Below are 23,415 nucleotides of genomic sequence, written 5' to 3'. Positions count from 1 at the left end.
GGCGGCCGGCTGCTCCCTTTGTAGTGCCTCGATCAAGGCTTCGGCGCGTCCGGATTGGCCTTCAGACCGACCACCATGTAGCGGATGTTGGACCAGTTCGGACCCGAGGCCGAATAGGGATTGTCGGCGCTCGGATAGTTGGTCCAGTAGGTCGTATCGAGCGGCGCGAACTTGTTGTAGGCCATCAGCGGGATCATCGGCATTTCCTCTACGGCAAGCTTCAGGAAGTCCTGGCCGAGCTTGGCGACATCGGGCGAATCGAAGGCGATCGACCGATTGCGCTCGATCATCTGGTCGAGACGCGGATCCTGCCAGCGCTGCAGATTGCGCGGCGGCTGGATCTGCCCGACCGGCTTGATGAACTCCGAATGATAGCTGTCAAGGAAGAAGGAGAGGTCGGGATGACCGCCCCAGGTCTCGATGCTCCAGTAGATCGCCGCCTCGAAGTCGCCGGTGCTGAGGCGCTGGCCATTGGTCGGGCCGGCGACATCGACCTTGGTGGCGATGCCGGCTTGCGTCCATTGCTGGGCAATCACCGTGCCGGCGCGGGCAAGCGTCGGGATGGCATCGCCTTCCACCTGCAGGCGGATCGCAAAGGGCGTGCCGTCAGGCTTCACCCACTGGCGGCCGCTTTTCTTGAAGCCTGCCTTCTGCAGCAGCTCGGTTGCAGCCTGAACGTCCTTTTTCCACCAGCCGAAGCCGAATGTGCGCTGCAGCTTGGCCGGATCGGTCGGGATCTGATCGGCCCATTGGCTGCGCACCATATTGGCGATCTGCGCCGAGATGTTCGGATCGTAGGGCTTGATCTTCCGGGATCCGGTGTCGAGCTCGAAATTCGTCAGCCAGTCCTGCATCGGTGCATAATAATCGTCCGGGGCAGAACCCGTCGGTGGCGTGGCAAGGGCGGCGATATTGGCCGCGCCGCGGTAGGAGCCGAGGGCCACTTCGCGGATATCGATCAGCAGAGCGAGAGCCCAGCGCACGTCCTTGCTGTCGAAGGGCGCCTTCTTCGTATTGAAGAGAACGGAAGGCAGCGTCGGGTCCGGATGCGCGAAAGGAAAGCCCTTTAGCCAGGAGGCCGTGCTCTTGCTGTCGCGCATGATCGAGAACATGCCCTCGGGCGCCATGTCGTTGATGACGTCGAGATTGTGGTTGCGCTGTTCGATGACGCGAGCTTCCGGATTGCCGGCCGCACGATAGACGACGTATTTGACCTCGGGTGGTTGTGCCGCAGCCAGGCCGATCGACGTGCGCTGCCAGTCGTCGCGCAGCTTCCAGATCGTCCAGTTGCCGCCCTTGTCATAGCTTTGCAGCTGGTAGGGCCCGAGCGAAACCGGCGGATTGTTGTTGAAGGACAGCGGATCTGCGGCCTTCTCGAAGACATGCTTCGGCATGATCCAGGCAGCATTCCAGCGCACGGTAAACAGCGTGTGGAAACGCGAATTCGGCTTCTTCAGATGAAAGACGACCGTCTGCGGATCCGGATTTTCGATGCTCGCGACATTGACGGTGAAGGGCGCGCTCCAGGCCATGCCGGGATGATCGATCTGCGTCTGCACTGTATAGACCACGTCGTCGCTGGTGAATTCGACGCCGTCGCTCCAGAAGATGCCCTTGCGCAATTTCACCGTCATCTCGGTGAAATCGGCGTTGTAGCTCGGCGGTTCGCTGGCCAGCGCATTCTGCCAGGCATCCTTGCCGCCCTCTGGATTGATGAACCACAGCGTATCGGTGGTCAGCTGCTGCAGACCGTTGAGGTTTGCCGCCGCCCCGCCGCCCGGAGCCCAGAGGTTGAACCAGTCGGCATTCTGCTGCGGCGTGCCCTGGATGATCAGCGTTTCATTGCGCGGTATGCCGGCAATGAAATCCTGCGCAAATGCCGGAAGGGCCATGAGCGACAATAAGGCAATGGCTGCATATTTACGGAACTTCATCGGATGTTCCTCCTCCTCAACTCGCTGCGGCGAGCACTTCCCGTAATCAATTGACGATGGCGTCCAGCGAACCCCTGCCTGCACGTGCCGCAGGGACACATGCACTCCTCGGCGGCGGGCGAACTCACGCCATAGTTATCGACAATATTTTGAGAAACGGCAACTGATAATTTTGACAGGCGTAAAAAATAGCGCATTTTCAGGCATTCTTGACCCGTTGTGACGATGGGCTTTTTTATATTATTGACAAAGCGAGCATTTCGCTTAGCTTTTGCGGCGAGCGCGGCGCGCCCTCCCAAGAGGCCGCACTTCATCACCAGACAGGTCAGCTGCTTTCGGGAGGAGGCTTTGGCATGACCGTTCAAGAGGACACCAGGATGAGCAGCCCCTATGACGTGACAATCTCCGTTCACGCCAACCGGCCGACCGGCAAGTACGAGCCCTTGTGGAACTGGTTCGGCTACGACGAGCCGAACTACACTTACTCCCCGCACGGCAGGAAGCTGCTCAAAGAACTCACAGAACTCAGCCCCGAGCCGCCCCGCATCCGCGCGCACAATCTTCTGACCAGCGGCGATGGCCTGCCTGCCCTCAAATGGGGTTCGACCAATGCCTATGCCGAGGATGCGTACGGCAATCCGGTCTACGACTGGACGATCATCGACAAGATCTTCGACACCTATGTCGAAGCCGGCAACATTCCGCTGATTCAGATCGGCTTCACGCCCGAAGCGCTATCCGATTTCGACGGTCCCTATCGCCACCAATGGGAGCCGGCCGACAAATACGCAACGATCACCACCGGCTGGACGGCCCCGCCGACGGACCTGAAGAAATGGGGCGACCTGATCGAAGCATGGGCGCGCCATCTGGCCGAAAGATATGGCGAGGACGTCGTTTCAAGCTGGCCATGGGAAGTGTGGAACGAGCCGGACGGCCACTACTGGACCGGCACCATCCCGCAATTTTGCGAAATGTATGACGTCAGCGCCAAGGCCTTGAAGCGCGCGCTTCCGAAGGCCCGCGTCGGCGGGCCGCATACCTGCGGCGCCTTTGCCAATGAAAAGGCCCAGACCTTCCTGCGCGCCTTCCTCAAGCATGTGGTCGACAACAAGTCGCCGATCGATTTCCTCGCCTTCCACGCCAAGGGCAATCCCGTGATCTACGAGGGTCACGTGCGGATGGGCCTGCACAAGCAGCTCCGCGACATCGAGACGAACCTTGCCATCATCAATGAGTTTCCGGAACTCCGCCACCTGCCCGTGGTGATCGGCGAATCCGACCCGGAAGGCTGTGCTGCCTGCTCTGCACGCGTCCATCCCCAGAACGGTTATCGCAACGGCCCGCTCTACGGCGTCTATGTCGTCGAAAGCATGATCCGCACCTATGAGCTCGCAAGACGCGCCAACATCCACATCGAAGGCGCGGTCACCTGGGCCTTCCTCTTCGACGACCAGCCCTATTTCGACGGCTTCCGCGATCTTGCCACCAACGGCGTCGACAAGGCTGTTCTCAACGGCTTCCGCATGCTCGGCAAACTCGGCGGCGAATGGCTGGAATCGGAAAGCGATTATCGCCGTGATATCGAAGATATCATGAGCCATGGCGTTCGCGGCAAGCCCGATGTCAATGTCGTGGCGACCCGCGACGACAAGGGTGTTTCCATTCTGCTCTGGCACTACCACGACGATGATGAAGCCGGGCCGTCCGCAGACATCACGGTCAATCTCGATGGCTGGGGCGACATGTCCGCCTCGCTCAAGCATTTCAGGATGGACGAGGAGCATTCCAACGCCTTCGGCGTCTGGAAGACAATGGGCAAGCCGCAGAATCCGACCGGCGAAGACTATGCCAGACTGGAAGCCTCGGGAAAGCTCGCCGAGATCGACGGTCAGGCGTCGGTCAAGGTTGATGACGGCAAGATCGCCCTCAAGGTCTCCCTACCGCGTCAGGGCGTGTCTCTCCTGCGCCTCGATTGGTGAGCCGGTAGGCGAAGGGAGCGCAATCGAAAGTTTGCGCTCCCTTTCAAACGACCCGGTCAACTCTCGCTGACATAGGCGAGATAACGTTTCTTGCTCGGCTGCAGATGGTCGACGCAGAGCTGGGCGAGAACCCAGTTATCCTCACCGCGCAGCATCTCAATCATCAGCCGGTGGTGCTCGTGCGAAATGCGCAACGAGCCCTTGCTCGACATCGAATTGGCGCGCACCGGCAGGCTGAGCCGCATATAGAGCTCGATCGATTGCACCAGATGCGCATTGCCGCAGGCGCCGAAGAGCGTCAGGTGAAATTTGTCGTTGGCCTCGTGCACACCCCTGAGATAGCCGGATTCGACGTGGCGACCATGCTCATCGTGCAGCGCCAGCAGTTCCTCGATCAATGCCTCGGGCGCCGGCAGCTTTATCCACAGCGCTGCCTGTCGTTGCAGCAATTCACGCACATCGTAGATTTCCTGGACCTGGCGGGCCGTCAGCGAACGCACGGTCGCCCCCTTGTTGCGCTCCCGAACGACGATGCCCATCGTCTCGAGCTGCACGATCGCCTGCCGGGCGAAATGGCGCGTGACGTGAAAGCGGGCAAGAAGCGCGTCTTCAGTAAGGCGGGTTCCGGGCGCTAGCCGCCCGAAAATGATGTCCTCCTCCACCGCGCGGGCAATGCTTAGATCATCATGCTCTATGCCGTCTTCGCGGCTTTCGTTGAGCGTCTGCAAATGTCATCTCCTCTGACGGCGGCAGGCCATGTTACAGTGGATTGCGTTCCGGGTCGAACCGGCTCAGGCGATAGATATCCTCGACAAGAGCAAGCGTCTTGATGTTATCGCCCGGCGATGTCTCCATCGCCACCTTTCCATCGAGGCTGTCGAGGAAATGCGCGATGGTCGCGTCATAGGCGCCCTGGTAGGTCTCGTCAGGATCGAAGCTTTCCCGGCGCTGCTGCGCACCCTCAGCCGAGAGCAGATTGCCATCAAGTTCGAGCGTGCCGCGCGCCCCGAAGATGCGTAAGTGATCGCGCGGCGACGGCGGCGCGCCATGCACCGCGAGATTGGCATTGATGGTGACGAGAATGCCATCGCTCGTCCGGCGCAGGACGACGCTTGCGACATCCTCCGCGACGATATCGCGATTGCTCCTCTCAAGCCGCGCAGTGACCACCTCCAACTCGCCCAGAAGATATCTCAGCGTATCGAGATGATGGATCATGACTTCCATGACCAGCAATCGCTGCTGCGTCCGGAAAAACGGCTGGCGTATCAGCGCCGGCCTCTTTCCCTCCGCATCCGCGATCATGCCGCTGGACAGGAATTCGAACCGCACCTGGCGGATCTCGCCGGCAAGCCCCTCGTCGAGCCATGCCTTCATCCGCCGATAATAGGCGCGGAACCGCCAGTTCTCGTGGATCATCAACCTGCCCATGTTGGGAAGGCTTGCCAGCAGATCGATCGCCTCGCCATAGGAGGGTGCCAGCGGCTTCTGGCAGATGATGTCGAGGCCCTTTGCCGCCGCCAGCCGGACCAACTCGACATGGAATTCCCGCGGCGCGCAGATATCAACGGCATCGAGCTGCTCGGCATCCAGCATCGCCTGCGCACTTGTATAGTGGTGCGCGATATCGAAGGCGGCAAGCCGAGCTTCGATGGCGCTCGGCGACGGATCGGCAATCGCCACGAGCTCGGCTCGTTCCGATTGCCGCATCCATGCAGGCAGATGGTAGGCACTGACCCAGCCGGCGCCGATAATGCCGATACGCCGTCGCCCCATTCCCATCACGGCGCTTCCTCTATGTTCAATTCAATTTATCAATAATCTACCCTGTTTCACCGCAAAAGCCAATCACCTGACTGCCGAGCGAAAGCACGAATTTCGGAGATTTTCATTATATTCTATGGCGATCACGGAAGAAATCGAAAAACACGATACAATGGCGCCATCTTATTTATTGACAATCATCGGTATCCCTCTACCCTGACGCCACGGCCATGGATCAATTTGGCGAGGGAGGAACAGCTTTGTCGAACGGTCTTCGCCGCAAGCTGACGAGTTATGGCGATCAGGGATTCTCCCTTTTCCTGCGCAAAGCATTCATCAAGGCCATGGGTTATTCGGACGATGCGCTCGACCGTCCGATCGTCGGCATCGCCAATACCTACAGTGATTTCAATCCCTGTCACGGCAATGTGCCGCAACTCATCGAGGCAACCAAACGCGGCGTGATGCTGGCGGGTGCGATGCCCATGGTGTTTCCGACGATCTCGATCCACGAGAGCTTTGCCTCGCCGACCTCGATGTATCTGCGCAATCTGATGGCGATGGAAACGGAAGAGATGATCCGCGCCCAGCCGATGGATGCCGTCGTCCTGATCGGCGGCTGCGACAAGACCCTGCCGGCCCAGATCATGGCGGCCGCCAGCAGCGAGATACCGGCGATCTTCCTGCCGACCGGCCCGATGGCCGTCGGCCACCACAAGGGCGAACGGCTTGGCGCCTGTACGGATTGTCGCCGTTTCTGGGGGCGCTTCCGCGCCGGAGAGATCGACGAGGCCGAGATCGCCGAGTTCAACAACAAGCTGGCCAGCTCGATCGGCACCTGCACGGTGATGGGCACGGCGAGCACCATGGCGAACCTGACCGAGGTCATGGGGCTCTGCCTTCCCCGCGCCGGTTCGGCACCCGCCGTCGAATCCGAACGGGTCCGCCTTGCCGAGGAGACGGGCCGTGTCGCTGCACGTCTCGCCATGGATGAGGCTTCCCCAACCGTGCGCGATATCCTGACGCCGCAGGCAATCCGCAACGGTCTCGTCGCGCTGCAGGCGATGGGCGGCTCGACCAATGCCGTCGTCCATCTTGCCGCAATCACCGGCCGCCTCGGCCTGCGCCTCGACATGGCCGAACTCGACCGCCTGGGCCGAAGCATTCCCCTGCTCGTCGACCTGCAGCCCTCCGGGCAGCACTACATGGAGCAGTTCCACGAGGCGGGCGGCGTCCCGGCTCTGTTGAAGGCGGTGCGCCATGAAATCGACGGCAGCGCCCCGACGGTCTATGGTAGAACGATCGGCGAAATCATCGACGATGTCGTCGACGAACCTGGCCAGACCATCATCCGCACCGTCGAGAAACCGCTAAAGCCGATCGGAACGATCGCCGTCCTGCACGGCAATCTTGCGCCGCGCGGCGCCGTCATCAAACAATCGGCTGCATCCAAGGACCTGCTCCAGCATATCGGACGCGCCGTGGTCTTCGATTCCGTCGAGGATATGACGCTGCGCATCGACAGCGACGATCTCGACGTCCATGCCGATGACATCCTGGTCCTGCGCAATGCCGGACCAAAGGGTGCGCCCGGCATGCCGGAAGCCGGCTATCTACCCATCCCCCGCAAGCTCGCGCGGCAGGGTGTGAAGGACATGGTGCGGATTTCCGATGCTCGCATGAGCGGCACGGCCTTCGGCACGATCATCCTCCATATCGCGCCTGAGGCGGCCGATGGCGGGCCTCTGGCGATCGTCCGCACCGGCGATCGCATTCGCCTCGACGTCGAGGGCCGGCGCATCGATCTCGATATCGACCAGGCGGAATTCGATCGCCGCATGCTTGATGTCGTCAATCGGCCCTCCCCGGCCCCGGCGCGCGGCTATGCCAAGCTCTACCAGGAGCGCGTGCTCCAGGCTGACGAAGGCGCCGATTTCGACTTCCTGCAAAGCGAGGAGCTCGACGCGCGATGAGCGCCGCTGATATGGAGGCACCGCTTTGCCTGCCCCGCCGGCCGCTGACGCGGCTGCCGCGGGCGGCACTGCCGCAAGGCACGGTCGATACGCATTTCCACGTCTTTCGCGCCGGCGCCCCGCTCAACACCCCACGCAGCTACACGCCTGACATCGCGACGATTGCCGACTGGATCGAATTCTCCGGCAGCTTTGGCATCGCCAGGGGCGTATTGGTGCAGCCAAGCGTCTATGGCCTCGACAACAGGGTGCTGCTCGAGGCGCTGGCCGCCTATCCAGATCGTCTGCGTGGCATCGTCGTCATCGATCCCGAAACCGCAGAAACCGAGATAGAACGGCTCGACCGGCTCGGCGTGCGCGGCGTGCGGATCAATACGCGCAACAAGGGCGGCCTCCCACTCGCCGCCGCCAGGACACTGGCGGAAAGCATTGCCCCTCTCGGCTGGTCGCTGCAGTTGCAGATCAATCCCGAACAACTTCCCGATATTGCGGCAACGCTGTCCGGCATCCGCCTGCCCATCGTCATCGACCATCTCGGCTTCATTCCGCTTGCCAGAGAGACGAGATCATTGCATGTCGATGCGCTGAAAAGACTGATGGACAGAGCCGAGGCCTACGTCAAAGTCACCGCGCCCTATCGTCTGACGAAGGACGTGAATTACGACGGTTTTGCCGAGGTCACCTGCGCTCTTGCCGCCAGCCATGCGGAGAGGCTGCTCTGGGGCAGCGATTGGCCGCACACCGAATTGTGGGAAGGCATGCCCGATGACGCCGAGCTGGTAGAGACCATGCATGCCGCCATCGACAACCCCGCGATTGCTGAGAAGATTTTTGTTCGAAATGCCGAAGCGCTGTTCTTCGGCCGCTGAATTGGAGAGCACCAATGGCCAGACTGACTGAAGATGCCAAGGGCGTCTATGTGATCGCCGTAACCCCCTTCACCGATGACGGCGCGCTCGATCTCGCCAGCATCGACAGCATGGTCGATTTCTACGAGGGCGCCGGCGTCACCGGCCTGACGGTGCTTGGTCAGCTCGGCGAGGCTCCGAAGCTGACCGCCGAGGAATCGCGGACAGTCGTCGAACGGGTGTTGAAGCGCCTCGACGGGCGCCTTCCCGTCGTCGTCGGCGTTTCGGCGCCAGGGCTTGCGCCGATGAGCGAACTCGCCGAAGCCGTCATGGGTGAGGGTGCCGCCGGCGTCATGGTCGCGCCACCCTGGACCGTCAAGACCGACGATCAGGCTTTCGCCTTCTACCAGTCGGTCGGCGAGGCCCTGGGCAATACGCCCTTCGTGCTGCAGGATTACCCGCTCACCACCAATGTGACGATCGCGCCCAAGGTCATCGAGCGCATCGTCAACGAGGTGCCGAATTGCGTCATGCTCAAGCACGAGGATTGGCCGGGTCTTTCGAAAATCTCGGCACTTCGCGCCGCCAGCGACAAGGGCGCCATGCGGCGCATCTCCATCCTCTGCGGCAATGGCGGGCTTTTCCTGCCCGAAGAGATGGGCCGCGGCGCCGATGGCGCCATGACCGGCTTTTGTTATCCCGAGATGATGGTTGGCGTCGTCGAGGCCTATGCAGCCGGAAATCCCGATCGCGCCCATGCGATCTTCGATGCCTATCTGCCGCTCGCCCGCTACGAACAGCAGCAGGGCATCGGCCTTGCCTCGCGCAAATATGTGCTTGCCAAGCGCGGCGTGATCAAGTCCGCCACCCTGCGCAAGCCGGGCGCCAAGCTCTCGGCGCTCGATATTGCCGATGTCGAGCGCTTGCTGGCGCGCCAGGCCATCCGCCTCAAGGAGATCGGGGCGTAACGAACCGATGCAAATCCGAAGCCGCTGGATCATCGCTGCGGATATCGATCGTCATGGCAATGCCGGTGGTTAGACTGCAGGAACCGGAATCTCGCGGCGCGGCGCCGCAACCGGCAGGCCGACCGGCACGAAACTCGCGTCACCATCGACTGCCATGTCATGCACCGTATGTTTCTCCAGCGCCTTCGTCACCTCGTTGAGGTCGCCGTCCAGCTGTTCGGCCGGAATGAGGTTGCCGATGACGAAATCGAAGCGGTCGCCACGTTTGTTCAGCAGTTCGTGGAACACGGTCATGTCGCGAAGCTCCGTCGACCATTTCGCCAGCCAGTAGAACAGGCCGGAATTGCGTGCGGTCATATGGACGGGAAGGATCGGCAGATTGTATTTGCGCGCCAGCCCGACGGCCGAAGTCTTCCACGGACGTTCATTCAGCCGGCCGTTCGCCCAATAGGCGATGCGGCCTGAGGGAAAGAGCACTGTCGCCTTGCCTTCCTTCACCGCATGGTTGGTCAGCTGCAGCGTTTCGCGCGCTTTCAGCTTGCTCTTGTGCTCCTCCCGCCATTCGACCGGAATGATCATTTCGGCAAAGCGCGGATTGACGCGGATGGCATCGCGATTGGCAAAGAACATCATGTCCGGCCGTCGCGCCTTCAAAAGATCGAACACGGCAACGCCGTCGGCGATGCCGGTCGGATGGTTGCTGACGAGGATGAAGCCGCCGGTATCGGGAATGCGTTCGCTATTGGTGATGCCGATGTCGAGTTTCAGCACGTCGCTCAGATATTCGAACGACTGGAAGCCCGGCATTTTGGCGACCGCATTGGCGAACTCGAGCGCCTTGTTGTAGCGCAGCAGCGTATAGAGGAACGGCCGCATGACCGGCCAGAGCGGATTTTTCACGATCCTCTGGCCGCGTTCGGCAATCAGCGTATCGACGATATGACCGGGCTTTCCCTGTGAAACGAGAGCGATCGCTTCCGCGAGCTGTCCGAAAGCCGTCATGGAATCGCGCCGTGCCATGAAAGATCCTGTCTATGGGGTATAAGCTATCGCAGTAGAATATGATCGAAGGATGACAATGGCTTGGCCGGCATTAGCAATTCCATAACTGTTCCTGCTCCAAATTGGCGGACTTGAAGGCAAAATCAAGGCGCGCAACGTGAACGAACTGCTTGTTATCGCCGATCAGCGCCTGATGGCGGAACGGGCTGCGTGGCTCGAAAACCTCGCCGGTGAGCGCCGTCTTTCCGAGCATACGCTCGACGCTTACGAGCGTGATACCCGCCAGTTTCTGACCTTTCTGACCGGCCATCTCGCCGGCCCGGTGACGCTTGGCGATATCAGGGAGTTGCGCTCCGCCGATTTCCGCGCCTTCCTGGCGGCCCGGCGCAAGCAGGGGTCCGGTGCCCGATCGCTCGGCCGCAATCTCGCCGGTCTTCGCTCGCTGCTGCGCCATCTCGAAAAAAAGGGCCTGGTCAACGCCGCCGGCGCTGCCGCGGTGCGCTCGCCGAAACAGCCGAAATCACTGCCCAAGCCGCTGTCGGACACGCAGGCGATCACCGTCGTCAGCGACGACGCCCAGCTCCATGACGAACCCTGGATTGCTGCGCGCGATGCGGCTGTCATGACGCTGCTCTACGGCTGCGGCCTGCGCATCTCCGAAGCGCTGGATCTTACTCCCGCCGACCTGCAGAAGGGCGCGACGACGCTGCGCATCACCGGCAAGGGTAACAAGACGCGGCTGGTTCCGCTGCTCTCCGTGGTCTTCGACGCGGTCGAGAAATACCGCACGCTCTGCCCATATCATCTCGAAAGCGGAGAACCGCTGTTTCGCGGCGCCCGCGGCGGCAAGCTGCAGGCAGCGATCATCCAGCGCACCATGCAGAAGATGCGCAGCGCCTTCGGTCTGCCGGAGACGGCGACACCCCATGCACTGCGCCACTCCTTCGCCACCCATCTGCTTGCCGGCGGCGGTGATCTGCGCACCATCCAGGAATTGCTCGGCCATGCCAGCCTTTCAACGACGCAGGTCTATACCGGCGTCGATGCATCGCGGCTGCTCGAGGTGTATGATCGCGCGCATCCGCGAGCGTAATGGATGTCGCCCAAAAGCGCGCAGCGATTTTGGGAGCAACGACATACATAAACGATAGGCTTAAAGCGCATCGCATGGATGCGATTGAATGTGAGGCGCTTTAAGCTCTCGTTAAGGCATTCTCTTAAAGGAATATGCGCAAGCCGGGCGTAGAGCATGAAGCCTCTAGGATGTGATCGGAACACCCATCATGACGACATCAATCGGCCGCCGGACGTCTTACCTCGCAGTGCCGGCCAATCTGTTGCTCTGGCTGATCGCAGCCTTTCACGTGCTGCTTCTTGCCGCCCTGTTTGCCGCCTTCATGACTGCAAGGCCGGCAGCGGCCGAAGACGTCACCTGCACCGGCCGCAACCTGATGGTCGAGCTGCAGCAGAACGACCCAGCCCGCTACGCAGAGGCGCTGAAGGAAGCCGACGCCACGCCGAACGGCAAGGGCATCTTCTGGAAGATCGAGAAGCCGGGATTGGCACCCTCGTGGCTGCTCGGCAGCATGCATGTCACCGATCCGCGCGTGCTGGCCCTGCCGCCGCGCGCCCAGGCAGCCCACGATGCCGCCGACACGATCATCATCGAATCCGACGAGATCCTCGATGAGCGGAAGGCGACCGCCGCCCTGCTCGCAAAGCCGGAACTGACGATGTTCACCGACGGCACGACGATCGACAAGCTGCTTTCTCCCGAGGACTACAAGCGTCTCGAAACCGGCCTCAAGCAGCGCGGTATCCCGATCAGCGCCGTTTCCCGGATGCGGCCCTGGATGATTTCCAGCGCCGTCGCCTTGCCGGCCTGCGAAATCGCCCGCAAGGCAAAAGGCGCGCAGTTCCTCGACCAGAAGATCGCCACCGATGCCATTGCTCAGGGCAAGCAGGTCAAGGGGCTGGAAACCCTTGCCGAGCAGATCCAGGCCATGGCCGATCTGCCGATCGAATTCCATCTGAAATCGCTGATCCAGACGCTGGAACTCGGCGACAAGATGAGCGACGTCGTCGAGACGATGACCGACCTCTACCTCTCCGGCGACATCGGCACGACCATGCCGATGCTGAAAACCGTGACACCGGAGGAGGAAGGCGAAAACAGCGATTATGCCGCCTTCGAGCAGCGCGTCATCCTTGACCGCAACAAGGTGATGGCCGAGCGCGCAGCGCCCATCCTCGACATCGGCAACGTCTTCATGGCCGTCGGTGCCCTGCATCTGCCCGGCAAAGACGGTGTCATCGAACTGCTGCGCCAGCAGGGCTTCACCGTGACTGCGGTGAACTGAGGCCGCCGGAGGCCAGCTGGTCGTCATTCGACCGGGCACGCTGCTTTCCAAAAGCGCCGATACGCACCCAATAAAACAGCCGCCTGCCTTACGACAAGCGGCTGCATGCGTTGTTGCGAAATATGTAAGATCACATATGGATCGGCTTGAAGAAGGTTGCGAGCGCAGCCTCTTTCACCGCTTCCGACATGGTCGGATGCGCGTGGCAGGTACGGCCGAGATCTTCCGACGAACCGCCGAATTCCATCAGCACTGCGATCTCGTGGATCATCTCGCCGGCGCCGAAGCCGACGATATGGCCGCCGAGCACCCGGTCGGTTTCCTTGTCGGCAAGGATTTTGACGAAGCCATCGGTCGCGAGCATCGCGCGAGCGCGGCCGTTCGCCGTGAAGGGGAACTTACCGACCTTGTAGGCGACGCCTGCCGCCTTCAGCTCTTCCTCGGTCTTGCCGACGGAAGCGATTTCCGGTTGGGTGTAGACGACGCTCGGAATGACCTCGTAGTTCACATGCCCATGCTGACCGGCGAGGATTTCGGCAAGCGCCACGCCCTCGTCTTCCGCCTTGTGCGCCAGCATCGGACCCTTGACCACATCGCCGATCGCATAGATGCCGTCGACATTGGTCTTGTAGTGGCCGTCGATCTCGACACGGCCACGATTGTCGAGCGTAACACCGACTTCTTCGAGGCCGAGGCCCGCCGTATAGGGCTTGCGTCCGGTGGCAATCAGCACGACCTCGGCGTCGAGCGTCACCTTGTCGCCGCCCTTGACCGGCTCGAAGGTGACCTTGGCGCCCTTGTCCCCCTTCTCGACGCCTGTGACCTTGGCGCTGAGATTGAAATCGATGCCCTGCTTGGCGAGCATGCGCTGGAACTGCTTGGAGACTTCGCCGTCCATGCCGCCAAGGATGGTGTCGAGATATTCGACGACGGTGACTTTGGCGCCGAGGCGCGACCAGACGGAACCGAGCTCGAGCCCGATGACGCCGCCGCCGACGACGATCAGCGTTTCCGGCACCTTTTCCAGCGCGATGCCGCCGGTGGACGAGATGATGGTCTTTTCGTCGATCTCTACCTGCACGCCGGGAATGCCGGCGACGTCGGAACCGGTGGCGATGACGATGTTCTTGCCTTCGATCTCCTGCACCTTGCCGTCATCGGCGGTGACGGAGACCTTGCCGGCCGAGACGATCTTGCCGGTGCCCTGGAAGGCATCGATCTTGTTCTTCTTGAAGAGGAAGGCGACGCCGTCGACATTCGACTTCACCGTCGCATCCTTGTGGGCCATCATATTGCCGAGATTGAGCGTCGGCGCCGAAACGTCGATACCGAGCGCGCTCATCCCGTGGCCGGCCTGATGGAACATTTCGGAGGCATGCAGCAGCGCCTTCGACGGAATGCAGCCGACGTTCAGGCAGGTGCCGCCATAGGTCGCCCGCCTTTCGACGACGGCGACCTTAAGGCCAAGCTGGGCCGCCTTGACGGCGCAGACATAGCCGCCCGGACCGGTTCCGATAATGATCACATCGTAGGACATTGCTTCTTTCCCTTTGGATTTTTGTTTAATCGGCCGCGCGCGATATCAGGCCGAGGAATTCGATAATATACTGCATGCTGTTTTTCGCCCGTTGCTCTAGCGGCCGCCGCTCACATTGAGGATCGCGCCGGTGATATAGGAGGCCGAAGGTGACAGAAGATAGAGGACCGCATCGGCCACCTCCTCGGGCGTGCCCGCGCGCTGCATCGGGATCGAGGGCGCCAGTTCGCGCGGCCGATCCGGCAGGCCGCCGGAGGCATGAAGGTCGGTTTCGATGACGCCGGGCCTTATCGCATTCACGCGGATACCCTCGGCTGCGACCTCACGCGCCAGCCCGACGGTGAACGTGTCGATCGCCGCCTTCGAGGCGGCATAGTCGACATACTGCGTCGCCGAACCGAGGATCGCCGCCATCGACGAGATGTTGACGATCGCCCCGCCCTTGCCGCCATGCCGGCTCGACATGCGGCGTATGGCCTCTGCCGCGCAGAGTATCGACCCGGTCACATTGACGCGCAGCATGCGCTCGATCCGCTCTACCGACATCTCGTCGACGCGCTGGGGATAATCGACGATGCCGGCATTGTTGACGAGCCCGTCGAGCCGGCCGAATTGCCCATCGACCGCCGCAAACATCGAGACGATATCCGCAGCCTTACCGACATCGCCCTGGATCGCCACGGCCTCGCCGCCATCCGCGACAATCGCAGCCACGACAGCATCCGCGGCTTGACGGTTGGCGGCGTAGTTCACCGCAACGCGCCAGCCCTGGCGCGCGGCGAGCCGTGAAGCCGCGGCGCCGATACCCCGGCTTCCGCCGGTAATGAGAACAACAGGTGCATCGCTCATGTCGCACACTCCTTAAATGTCAGCACGTCCCAGGGTGCCACCACGGCCTTGCCCTCGCCCCAGGCGCTGGATTCGCGGATGGCAGGACCAAGTCCGGGAAGCACGAGTTTTTCGGCCGCCGCCGCACCTTCGGGCTGTAGATTGTCCATCTCGCCCTCGGCATCCATGCCATAGACGGCGCCCTGCCAGACCGTGCAGGCATTGAGATCGGCGCCGGTCGCATCACCCTCGGGGCAGTTGAACATCAGGATGCCGATGGCGCGCACCGGATCTTCCGATGGCATGACATAACCTTCCATCACGACAGGTGTCTTCAGCGCGCTGAACTTGAACTGGTTGCTGGCGGCGGCCGATGGAGAATTCAGCGGTGCAAAGCGCAATTCATAGGCACCGTCGCGATCGACGTAAACGGCCTGCTCCTGCTTGCATGCGGCAGCGAAGGTGGATGCCGGAACGACGAAAAACGCGGCGGCTGCGATTGCAGCCACGCCTGTCCGTCTCGTCATGATCCCGGTCCTTCCCCTCATTGCAGCTTCGGCTCCTTGCGCCCGTCCGCATTCTCGACAACGCTGAAATCCGTCAGCAGCACCAGCGCGCGGCCATGCCTGTCGAGCCCCCAGAAGACAGGATAGAAACCGTCACCCCAGCCGCTCCAGAACACCGCGACATTGCCTCGTCTGCCGGCGACCGGCCGGTGCAGCGCATAGATGCCCTTGCTGGCGTCGAGGTCCGACGCCAGCACGTCGTCGTAATAGTTGACGTCGGAATCCGCTTTCTGCGCCTGCACCTGGGCCTCGCGCTCTTCGATCAAATCAAGCGTATCGGCATCCATGTAGCAGCCGAGACCGGCATCGACGGGATAGCCGAAAATCTCGCCGTCCTTCAGCGTCGCCGGCTCCTGCCCTGGCAGGACCGCAAGCTCCCAACGATCCGGCTTGCCCTCGGCAAACCGCATGCTGGCAGCGGCGATGCGCCCGAAGGCCTGGTAGAGCGTCACCGGATATTCGCCCGGCGCGACCGTTCTTGCGAGTGCCGGACGGTCGGGCTGGGCCAGCGGATCGGCGGCAACGATGCGCCCCGAGGTCAGTTCGACATTGCCCATATGGATGACGCCGATCGACCGCCCGGAAAGCTCGGCATCGCCAAGCGCCACCAGCTCGAAATTGCTGCTTGCCTTGCCGATATCCCAGCCGGCAGCCGATGCGGAGACCGGGACATGCGCGGCGGCAGCGCAAAAAAGAAGGCGCGCCGCTCGCATGATCCGGTTCCGCATCGAAAGCGCTCCCTTAGAGATCGAGAACCAGACGTTCCGGATCTTCCAGGCTTTCCTTGACGCGCACGAGGAAGGTGACCGCTTCCTTGCCGTCGACCATGCGGTGATCGTAGGACAGCGCCAGATACATCATCGGACGGATGACCACCTGGCCGCCGATCGCAACCGGCCGCTCCTGGATTTTGTGCATGCCGAGAATGCCGGACTGCGGTGCGTTGAGGATCGGCGAAGACATCAGCGAACCGTAGACGCCGCCATTGGTGATGGTGAAGGTGCCGCCCTGCATGTCGGCCATGGAGAGCGAGCCATCACGGGCTGCCTTGGCAAGACGGCCGAGCTCCTTCTCGATTTCGGCGATCGACATCTGGTCGGCGTCGCGGATGACGGGAACCACGAGACCTTTGTCCGTGCCGACGGCCATGCCGACATGGCAGTAGTTCTTGTAGATGACGTCGGTGCCGTCGATTTCGGCGTTGACGGCCGGCAGTTCCTTCAGCGCATGCGTCACCGCCTTGGTGAAGAAGCCCATGAAGCCAAGCTTGACGCCGTGCTTCTTCTCGAAAATGTCCTTGTACTTGTTGCGCAGATCCATGACCGCCTTCATGTCCACCTCGTTATAGGTGGTCAGCATGGCGGCAGTATTCTGCGCATCCTTGAGGCGCTTGGCGATCGTCTGGCGCAGGCGCGTCATCTTCACGCGCTCTTCGCGCGAGGCATCCTCGACCGTCGACGGGCCACGCGCGGCGGCAGGCGTCGCCGCCGGTGCGGCCGCCGGAGCGGAAATGCCCTTGGCAACGGCGGCGATGACGTCGCCCTTCAGCACCTGGCCGCGCTTGCCGCTACCGTCGACCTGATCGGCGGAAAGGTTGTTTTCAGCAAGCATCTTCGAAGCTGCCGGTGCCGGCGGCATGGTGGAGACGGAGGCGCTCGACGACGACGCAGCAGCGGCGGCAACCGCCGGCTGGGCCGGAGCAGCAGCGGCCGGTTGGGCGGGAGCCGGAGCAGCAGGCGCGGCGGCAGCGGCTGCACCTTCGGCGATCTGGCCGAGCAATGCGCCAAGGCCGACGGTCTCGCCGGCAGCGACAACGATTTCCGAAAGCGTGCCGGAGGCGGGTGCTGGAACTTCGATGGTCACCTTATCGGTTTCAAGCTCGAGAATCGGCTCGTCGGCCTTGATGGCGTCGCCGACCTTCTTGAACCAGGTGCCGACGGTTGCCTCGCTGACGGATTCACCGAGAGTTGGAACGCGGATTTCTGTGGCCATTGTTCAGATCCTGATTTCGTGTGTTTTCGTTTTATGCGTTTCAGACGGCGGGCGGCCGCGAGATGATCGAGGGCATCGGCAGGATATCGAAGCGGAAACCGAGGCCGGAAGCGATGATCGGATCGCCGTCGGCAAGAACCTGCGCCGCCGCCTGATCCTCGACCTCGACGATCGCCATGCCCCAGGCGCCTTCACCCTCGAAGACGGGCCCGACGATAATCGCCGATCCCGCAAGAGCGTTCTGATGCCAGTATTCGGTATGGCGTTTCATCGCCGCCATTTCCTCCCCGGTCCCGTCATGCGGGAAAGTGGGGCGCGGCGGCTGCAGTCTCAGAAAGAAATAAGCCATTGCGCCCCCCTTGTTTTAACCGCCCAATGCATCCTCGAGGAATGCGGCGAGCTGCGACAGATGCTTGGACATCAGGCCCGTCGCCGGCGAGGCGGCGGCCGGACGGCCGGTATAGCGGACGCGCTGGTATTTCGCGTCGATATGGGCGAGCACCCATTCGAGGAAGGGGTCGATGAACGACCATGCGCCCATGTTCTTCGGCTCCTCCTGGCACCAGACCATCTCGGCATTGCGGAAGCGCGACAGCTCGTTGATCAGCGCCTTTGCCGGGAATGGATAGAGCTGTTCGACACGCAAGAGATAGATATCGTCGATGCCGCGCTTTTCACGCTCTTCGAGAAGATCGTAATAGACCTTGCCGGAGCACATGACGACGCGACGGATCTTGTTGTCCTTCTGCAGCTTGATCGGACCATCCTTGATCACCTCGGCATCGTCCCAGAGCAGGCGATGGAAGGCGGATTCGCCGGCCATTTCGGCAAGCGTCGAGACTGCCCGCTTGTGGCGCAGCAGCGACTTCGGCGTCATCAGGATCAGCGGCTTGCGGAAGTCGCGCTTCAGCTGCCGGCGCAGGATGTGGAAGTAGTTCGCCGGCGTCGTGACGTTGGCGACCTGCATGTTGTCTTCCGCGCAAAGCTGCAGGAAACGCTCGAGGCGGGCGGAGGAGTGTTCCGGACCCTGACCTTCATAGCCGTGCGGCAGCAGGCAGACGAGGCCCGACATGCGCAGCCACTTGCGTTCGCCCGACGAGATGAACTGGTCGAAGACCACCTGCGCGCCGTTGGCGAAATCGCCGAACTGGGCTTCCCAGAGCGTCAGCGCATTCGGGCGGGCGAGCGAATAGCCATATTCGAAACCGAGCACGGCCTCTTCCGAAAGCATCGAATTGATGACTTCGTAGCGCCCCTGCGTCGGCGAAAGATTGGCAAGCGGGATGTAACGCTCTTCGTTTTCCTGATCGTAGAGAACCGAGTGACGCTGCGAGAAGGTGCCGCGTTCGCAATCCTGGCCGGAGAGGCGGATCTTGCTGCCTTCGACGCAGAGCGCACCGAAGGAGAGCGCTTCGGCCATAGCCCAGTCGATACCCTCGCCGGTGGTGATCATGTTGGCGCGGTTTTCCATGAAGCGCTGGATCGTGCGGTGCGCGTTGAAGCCCGCCGGGATCTCAGAGAGCTTGCGGCCGATCTCCTTCAGCGTTTTCATCGGCACGGCGGTCTTGCCGCGGCGCTGCTCGTCGGCATTGTCGGCCGTGCGCAGGCCCGACCACTCACCATCAAGCCAGTCGGCCTTGTTCGGCTTGTAGTGCTGGCCGGCCTCGAACTCCTGCTCGAGATGCGCGCGCCAGTCGGCCTTCATCTTCTCGACTTCGCCTTCGGTAAGCAGACCCTCGGCAACGAGGCGGGCTGCGTAGAGCTGCAGCACGGTCTTGTGGCCGCGGATCACCTTGTACATCTTCGGCTGCGTGAAGGACGGTTCGTCGCCTTCATTGTGGCCGTAGCGGCGGTAGCAGAACAGGTCGAGCACAACAGGCTTGTGGAACTTCATGCGGAATTCGGTGGCGATCTTCGCCCCATAGACCACCGCTTCCGGATCGTCGCCGTTGACGTGGAAGATCGGCGCCTCGATCATCTTGGCGACGTCGGACGGATAAGGCGACGAGCGCGAGAAGGCCGGGTTGGTCGTGAAACCGATCTGGTTGTTGATGATCACATGCATGGTGCCGGCGACGCGGTGGCCGCGCAGACCGGAAAGGCCGAGGATTTCGGCAATGACACCCTGGCCGGCAAAGGCCGCGTCGCCGTGGATCAGCAACGGCAGCACCTTGGCGCGTTCGGAAAGCGGGATGATGTCGCCGTCCCAGACGGTGGCGGTCATATCCTGCTTGGCGCGGGCCTTGCCCATGACGACCGGGTCGACGATTTCGAGATGCGACGGATTCGCCGTCAGAGAAACGTGGATCTTGTTGCCGTCGAATTCGCGGTCGGAGGAGGCGCCGAGATGGTACTTGACGTCGCCCGAGCCCTCGACCTCGTCGGGAGCGGCCGAGCCGCCCTTGAACTCGTGGAAGATTGCGCGGTGCGGCTTGCCCATGACCTGGGAGAGCACGTTCAGGCGGCCGCGATGGGCCATGCCGAACAGGGCCTCCTTGAGGCCGAGCTGGCTGCCACGCTTGAGGATCTGCTCCAGCGCCGGGATCAGCGATTCGCCGCCGTCGAGGCCGAAGCGCTTGGTGCCCTTGAACTTGACGTCGAGGAACTGCTCGTAGCCTTCGGCTTCCGCGAGCTTGGCGAGGATTGCCTTCTTGCCTTCCGGCGTGAAGGCCACACCCTTGTCCGGCCCTTCGATGCGCGCCTGAATCCAGGCCTTCTCTTCGGGATTGGAGATGTGCATGAATTCGACGCCGAGCGTCGAGCAATAGGTGCGCTCAAGGATCTCGATCATCTCGGGGATGGTCGCGTATTCGAGGCCGAGCACGTTGTCGATGAAGATCTTGCGGTCGTAATCGGCGGCCGTGAAGCCGTAATTCTCCGGCGAGAGCTCGTGGTAGTCCTCAACGGCAGCAGCGATGCCGAGCGGGTCGAGCTTGGCATGCAGGTGGCCGCGCATGCGGTAGGCGCGGATCATCATGATGGCGCGCACGGAATCGCGCGTCGCCTGCAGCACGTCGATGCCGTCGGCAGGCTTGCCCTGAGCTTCGGCCTTGGCCTTCACCTTGGTCTCGATGACCTTCTCGACGATGCCCCAATCGCCGTCGAGAGCCGATACCAAATCGCCGCTTGCCTGAAGCGGCCAGTTCTTCTTGCGCCAGGAAGCGCCCTTGGCCGCCCTCTTCACATCGCTGGGATCCTCTTCCAGCGCCTTGAAGAAGGACCGCCACTGATCGTCGACCGATGCCGGGTCTTCTTCGTACCGCGCGTAGAGCTGCTCGATATAGGCAGCGTTGGCGCCATCCAGAAACGAGGTGATCTGAAACTGCTCGTTGGCTTCTTGCCGTGCCATGGTGATATGCGGACGCTTCCGTCCGCCTCCTGACTTTGATGAATTTGCCAGCTTGATGGCCGGCTGCCGCATTCCGATTGCCGCCTGTCCGCGGCGCATCTGCTGGTCTGGTGTTGTCGAGGCCGGGCGGAAGGCGCAGATGCCGTTCCTCCGCCCGGTCTATATAGGTGGCTTAGCCCTTGAGGACTTCAACCAGCGTCTTGCCGAGGCGGGCCGGAGAGGGCGACACCTTGATGCCTGCCGATTCCATCGCCGCGATCTTCGATTCCGCATCGCCCTTGCCGCCGGAAACCACAGCACCGGCATGGCCCATGGTGCGGCCCTTCGGGGCCGTACGGCCGGCAATGAAGCCAGCCATCGGCTTCTTGCGGCCCTTCTTGGCTTCGTCCTTGAGGAACTGCGCTGCGTCTTCTTCAGCCGCCCCGCCGATTTCACCGATCATGATGATCGAGGTCGTGGCTTCGTCAGCGAGGAACATTTCCAGGACGTCGATGAACTCGGTGCCCTTGACCGGATCGCCGCCGATGCCGACAGCCGTCGTCTGGCCGAGACCTTCATTGGAGGTCTGGAAGACGGCTTCATAGGTCAGCGTGCCCGAACGGGAAACGATACCGACGGAACCCTTGCGGAAGATCGAGCCCGGCATGATGCCGATCTTGCATTCTTCCGGCGTCATGATGCCTGGGCAGTTCGGCCCGAGCAGGCGCGACGTGGAACGCTCGAGGCGAGCCTTGACGCGAACCATATCCAGGACCGGGATACCTTCGGTGATGCACGTGATGAACGGAATCTCGGCGTCGATCGCTTCGATGATAGCATCGGCGGCTCCTGCCGGCGGAACATAGATGACGGTCGCGTCGGCGCCGGTCTTTTCCTTGCCCTCGGCAACAGTTGCGAAAATCGGCAGGCTTTCGCCCTTTGCGCCGGTCCAGGTTTCGCCACCCTTCTTCGGATGGATACCGCCGACCATCTGGGTGCCGTAGTAAGCAAGCGCCTGTTCGGTGTGGAACGTGCCGGTCTTGCCGGTCAGACCCTGAACGAGGATCTTGGTGTCTTTATTGACGAGAATAGACATTCTTTCAGATCCTTCAAAATTAGCCGTTGACCGCCGCGACGATCTTCTTGGCCGCATCGTCCAAGTCGTCAGCCGCCGTGATCGCCAGACCCGACTCGTTCAGGATCTTCTTGCCGAGCTCGACATTGGTGCCCTCAAGGCGCACCACGAGCGGAACCTTGAGGCCAACTTCCTTGACCGCGGCAATCACGCCCTCGGCAATGACGTCGCACTTCATGATGCCGCCGAAGATGTTGACGAGAATGCCTTCGACCTTGGGGTCTGCGGTGATGATCTTGAAAGCTGCAGCAACCTTCTCCTTGCCGGCGCCGCCGCCGACGTCGCAGAAGTTAGCCGGCTCCTTGCCGTAAAGCTTGATGATGTCCATCGTCGCCATGGCAAGGCCTGCACCATTGACCATGCAGCCGATGTTGCCGTCGAGAGCGACATAGGCGAGGTCCCACTTCGAGGCCTCGATTTCCTTGGCGTCTTCTTCGGTCTCGTCGCGCAGCACCTTGACGTCGTCGTGACGGAAGAGCGCATTGCCATCGAAAGACATCTTGGCATCGAGGACGCGCAGGTGGCCGTCCTTCATGACGATCAGCGGGTTGATCTCCAGCAGAGCCATGTCCTTCTCGCCGAAGGCCTTGTAGAGCATCGGGAATAGCGTCTTGGCGTCCTCGGCGGCAGCACCCTCGAGCTCAAAAGCCTTCGAGATCGCAGCAACGTCGGCAGCCGTCACGCCGGCTTGCGGATCGATGGCGATCGTCTGGATCTTCTCAGGCGTGTCGTGGGCGACAGCTTCGATGTCCATGCCGCCTTCGGTGGAGACCACGAAAGCCACGCGACCGACCGAACGGTCGACCAGCAGCGAGCAATAGAGCTCGCGAGCGATGTCGGCGCCGTCTTCGATGTAAAGGCGGTTGACCTGCTTGCCGGCTTCGCCGGTCTGCGCCGTCACCAGCGTGTTGCCCAGCATTTCCTTGGCATGGGCGACGACTTCGTCGATCGACTTGGCGAGACGCACGCCGCCCTTGGCTTCCGGCGACAGTTCCTTGAACTTGCCCTTGCCGCGGCCGCCGGCATGGATCTGGCTCTTGACCACGTAAAGCGGACCGGGAAGCGACTTGGCGGCAGCTTCGGCTTCTTCAACCTTGAGAATAGCCACACCTTCGGCAACCGGCGCGCCATAGCCCTTCAGCAGAGCCTTGGCCTGATATTCATGAATGTTCATGGGTGTATCCCTGTTTCGATTACT

Annotated in this window: 19 protein-coding genes; 6 read left to right on the top strand and 13 right to left on the bottom strand. The window is 61.8% G+C overall.

Annotated features, from left to right (window positions below; all coding sequences use genetic code 11):
• Positions 1-32 precede the first annotated feature (32 nt).
• On the bottom strand, positions 33-1,934 hold the full coding sequence (locus tag HFO71_RS15745) for an ABC transporter substrate-binding protein (protein WP_077977823.1): 1,902 nt from the start codon (positions 1,932-1,934) through the stop codon (positions 33-35).
• A gap of 353 nt (positions 1,935-2,287) precedes the next feature.
• Between HFO71_RS15745 and HFO71_RS15740 the strand changes: the two genes are divergently transcribed.
• Positions 2,288-3,916, top strand: coding sequence for a GH39 family glycosyl hydrolase (locus HFO71_RS15740; protein ID WP_077977824.1), 1,629 nt, complete (start codon positions 2,288-2,290; stop codon positions 3,914-3,916).
• 56 nt (positions 3,917-3,972) lie between these two features.
• Here HFO71_RS15740 and HFO71_RS15735 read toward each other — a convergent pair whose 3' ends face one another.
• The gene (locus tag HFO71_RS15735; RefSeq protein WP_131640828.1) at positions 3,973-4,644 is read right to left on the bottom strand and encodes a GntR family transcriptional regulator; all 672 of its coding nucleotides are present in this window, start codon (positions 4,642-4,644) and stop codon (positions 3,973-3,975) included.
• A gap of 31 nt (positions 4,645-4,675) precedes the next feature.
• Entirely contained in the window at positions 4,676-5,701 is a 1,026-nt protein-coding gene (locus HFO71_RS15730; protein ID WP_077977826.1) for a Gfo/Idh/MocA family protein, read from the bottom strand.
• Positions 5,702-5,940: 239 nt separating this feature from the next.
• Here HFO71_RS15730 and HFO71_RS15725 point away from each other — a divergent pair, with 239 nt between their 5' ends.
• The 3 genes from HFO71_RS15725 to HFO71_RS15715 are packed head-to-tail and all read left to right on the top strand — an operon-like array spanning position 5,941 to position 9,469.
• Complete coding sequence (locus tag HFO71_RS15725; RefSeq protein WP_221988214.1) at positions 5,941-7,653, top strand: IlvD/Edd family dehydratase; 1,713 nt, start codon at positions 5,941-5,943, stop codon at positions 7,651-7,653.
• Positions 7,650-8,522, top strand: a complete 873-nt coding sequence (locus tag HFO71_RS15720) for an amidohydrolase family protein (RefSeq protein ID WP_077977828.1) — start codon at positions 7,650-7,652, stop codon at positions 8,520-8,522. Before HFO71_RS15725 ends, HFO71_RS15720 begins: the two co-directional genes overlap by 4 nt.
• 14 nt (positions 8,523-8,536) lie before the next feature.
• Positions 8,537-9,469 (top strand): dihydrodipicolinate synthase family protein, encoded by a 933-nt coding sequence (locus tag HFO71_RS15715; RefSeq protein ID WP_077977829.1) that lies wholly within the window; start codon positions 8,537-8,539, stop codon positions 9,467-9,469.
• Between the two features lie 69 nt (positions 9,470-9,538).
• Here the strand turns inward: HFO71_RS15715 and HFO71_RS15710 are convergent, their stop codons facing one another.
• On the bottom strand, positions 9,539-10,489 hold the full coding sequence (locus HFO71_RS15710) for a GNAT family N-acetyltransferase (RefSeq protein ID WP_077977830.1): 951 nt from the start codon (positions 10,487-10,489) through the stop codon (positions 9,539-9,541).
• A 139-nt stretch (positions 10,490-10,628) separates the two neighbouring features.
• On the opposite strand from HFO71_RS15710, the gene HFO71_RS15705 reads away from it, so the two are divergent.
• A complete protein-coding gene (locus HFO71_RS15705; RefSeq protein WP_027666875.1) occupies positions 10,629-11,564 on the top strand; it encodes a tyrosine recombinase XerC in 936 nt (311 codons plus the stop codon).
• Positions 11,565-11,754: 190 nt separating this feature from the next.
• Entirely contained in the window at positions 11,755-12,831 is a 1,077-nt protein-coding gene (locus tag HFO71_RS15700; RefSeq protein ID WP_221988212.1) for a TraB/GumN family protein, read from the top strand.
• Positions 12,832-12,961: 130 nt separating this feature from the next.
• Here the strand turns inward: HFO71_RS15700 and lpdA are convergent, their stop codons facing one another.
• The 9 genes from lpdA to sucC form a co-directional block, all read right to left on the bottom strand.
• On the bottom strand, positions 12,962-14,368 hold the full coding sequence (lpdA, locus tag HFO71_RS15695) for a dihydrolipoyl dehydrogenase (RefSeq protein ID WP_077977832.1): 1,407 nt from the start codon (positions 14,366-14,368) through the stop codon (positions 12,962-12,964).
• 96 nt (positions 14,369-14,464) lie between these two features.
• Positions 14,465-15,217, bottom strand: coding sequence for an SDR family oxidoreductase (locus HFO71_RS15690; protein WP_077977833.1), 753 nt, complete (start codon positions 15,215-15,217; stop codon positions 14,465-14,467).
• Positions 15,214-15,744: a hypothetical protein gene (locus HFO71_RS15685; protein ID WP_077977834.1), complete on the bottom strand. Its 531-nt coding sequence runs from the start codon at positions 15,742-15,744 to the stop codon at positions 15,214-15,216. The genes HFO71_RS15690 and HFO71_RS15685 overlap by 4 nt, the downstream gene beginning before the upstream one ends.
• Complete coding sequence (locus HFO71_RS15680) at positions 15,741-16,490, bottom strand: DUF4241 domain-containing protein (RefSeq protein ID WP_077977835.1); 750 nt, start codon at positions 16,488-16,490, stop codon at positions 15,741-15,743. The genes HFO71_RS15685 and HFO71_RS15680 overlap by 4 nt, the downstream gene beginning before the upstream one ends.
• Positions 16,491-16,503: 13 nt before the next feature.
• Positions 16,504-17,754 carry a 2-oxoglutarate dehydrogenase complex dihydrolipoyllysine-residue succinyltransferase gene (gene odhB / locus HFO71_RS15675; RefSeq protein WP_077977836.1) on the bottom strand — a complete coding sequence of 417 codons (1,251 nt, stop codon included), beginning with the start codon at positions 17,752-17,754 and terminating at the stop codon, positions 16,504-16,506.
• A 40-nt stretch (positions 17,755-17,794) separates the two neighbouring features.
• Positions 17,795-18,103 carry a YciI family protein gene (locus HFO71_RS15670; protein WP_077977837.1) on the bottom strand — a complete coding sequence of 103 codons (309 nt, stop codon included), beginning with the start codon at positions 18,101-18,103 and terminating at the stop codon, positions 17,795-17,797.
• A gap of 15 nt (positions 18,104-18,118) precedes the next feature.
• A complete protein-coding gene (locus HFO71_RS15665; protein ID WP_077978074.1) occupies positions 18,119-21,103 on the bottom strand; it encodes a 2-oxoglutarate dehydrogenase E1 component in 2,985 nt (994 codons plus the stop codon).
• 172 nt (positions 21,104-21,275) lie between these two features.
• The gene (gene sucD, locus HFO71_RS15660) at positions 21,276-22,178 is read right to left on the bottom strand and encodes a succinate--CoA ligase subunit alpha (protein WP_077977838.1); all 903 of its coding nucleotides are present in this window, start codon (positions 22,176-22,178) and stop codon (positions 21,276-21,278) included.
• Between the two features lie 19 nt (positions 22,179-22,197).
• A complete protein-coding gene (gene sucC / locus HFO71_RS15655; protein WP_003543513.1) occupies positions 22,198-23,391 on the bottom strand; it encodes an ADP-forming succinate--CoA ligase subunit beta in 1,194 nt (397 codons plus the stop codon).
• Positions 23,392-23,415 lie beyond the last annotated feature (24 nt).

This window comes from Rhizobium laguerreae, assembly GCF_019778565.1.
In the GTDB taxonomy this organism is placed as follows: domain Bacteria; phylum Pseudomonadota; class Alphaproteobacteria; order Rhizobiales; family Rhizobiaceae; genus Rhizobium; species Rhizobium laguerreae.
Note: the sequence above shows the minus strand (reverse complement) of the source record. Positions and strands in the feature narration are given on the sequence as shown.

Bases quoted from the DNA above. Each gene is read 5' to 3' on its own strand.
- sucD (WP_077977838.1), bottom strand. From the start codon at position 22,178: ATGTCTATTCTCGTCAATAAAGACACCAAGATCCTCGTTCAGGGTCTG.
- HFO71_RS15715 (WP_077977829.1), top strand. From the start codon at position 8,537: ATGGCCAGACTGACTGAAGATGCCAAGGGCGTCTATGTGATCGCCGTA.
- lpdA (WP_077977832.1), bottom strand. From the start codon at position 14,368: ATGTCCTACGATGTGATCATTATCGGAACCGGTCCGGGCGGCTATGTC.
- HFO71_RS15710 (WP_077977830.1), bottom strand. From the start codon at position 10,489: ATGGCACGGCGCGATTCCATGACGGCTTTCGGACAGCTCGCGGAAGCG.
- HFO71_RS15685 (WP_077977834.1), bottom strand. From the start codon at position 15,744: ATGAGGGGAAGGACCGGGATCATGACGAGACGGACAGGCGTGGCTGCA.
- HFO71_RS15740 (WP_077977824.1), top strand. From the start codon at position 2,288: ATGACCGTTCAAGAGGACACCAGGATGAGCAGCCCCTATGACGTGACA.
- HFO71_RS15745 (WP_077977823.1), bottom strand. From the start codon at position 1,934: ATGAAGTTCCGTAAATATGCAGCCATTGCCTTATTGTCGCTCATGGCC.
- HFO71_RS15670 (WP_077977837.1), bottom strand. From the start codon at position 18,103: ATGGCTTATTTCTTTCTGAGACTGCAGCCGCCGCGCCCCACTTTCCCG.
- HFO71_RS15680 (WP_077977835.1), bottom strand. From the start codon at position 16,490: ATGCGGAACCGGATCATGCGAGCGGCGCGCCTTCTTTTTTGCGCTGCC.
- odhB (WP_077977836.1), bottom strand. From the start codon at position 17,754: ATGGCCACAGAAATCCGCGTTCCAACTCTCGGTGAATCCGTCAGCGAG.
- HFO71_RS15700 (WP_221988212.1), top strand. From the start codon at position 11,755: ATGACGACATCAATCGGCCGCCGGACGTCTTACCTCGCAGTGCCGGCC.
- sucC (WP_003543513.1), bottom strand. From the start codon at position 23,391: ATGAACATTCATGAATATCAGGCCAAGGCTCTGCTGAAGGGCTATGGC.
- HFO71_RS15720 (WP_077977828.1), top strand. From the start codon at position 7,650: ATGAGCGCCGCTGATATGGAGGCACCGCTTTGCCTGCCCCGCCGGCCG.
- HFO71_RS15665 (WP_077978074.1), bottom strand. From the start codon at position 21,103: ATGGCACGGCAAGAAGCCAACGAGCAGTTTCAGATCACCTCGTTTCTG.
- HFO71_RS15690 (WP_077977833.1), bottom strand. From the start codon at position 15,217: ATGAGCGATGCACCTGTTGTTCTCATTACCGGCGGAAGCCGGGGTATC.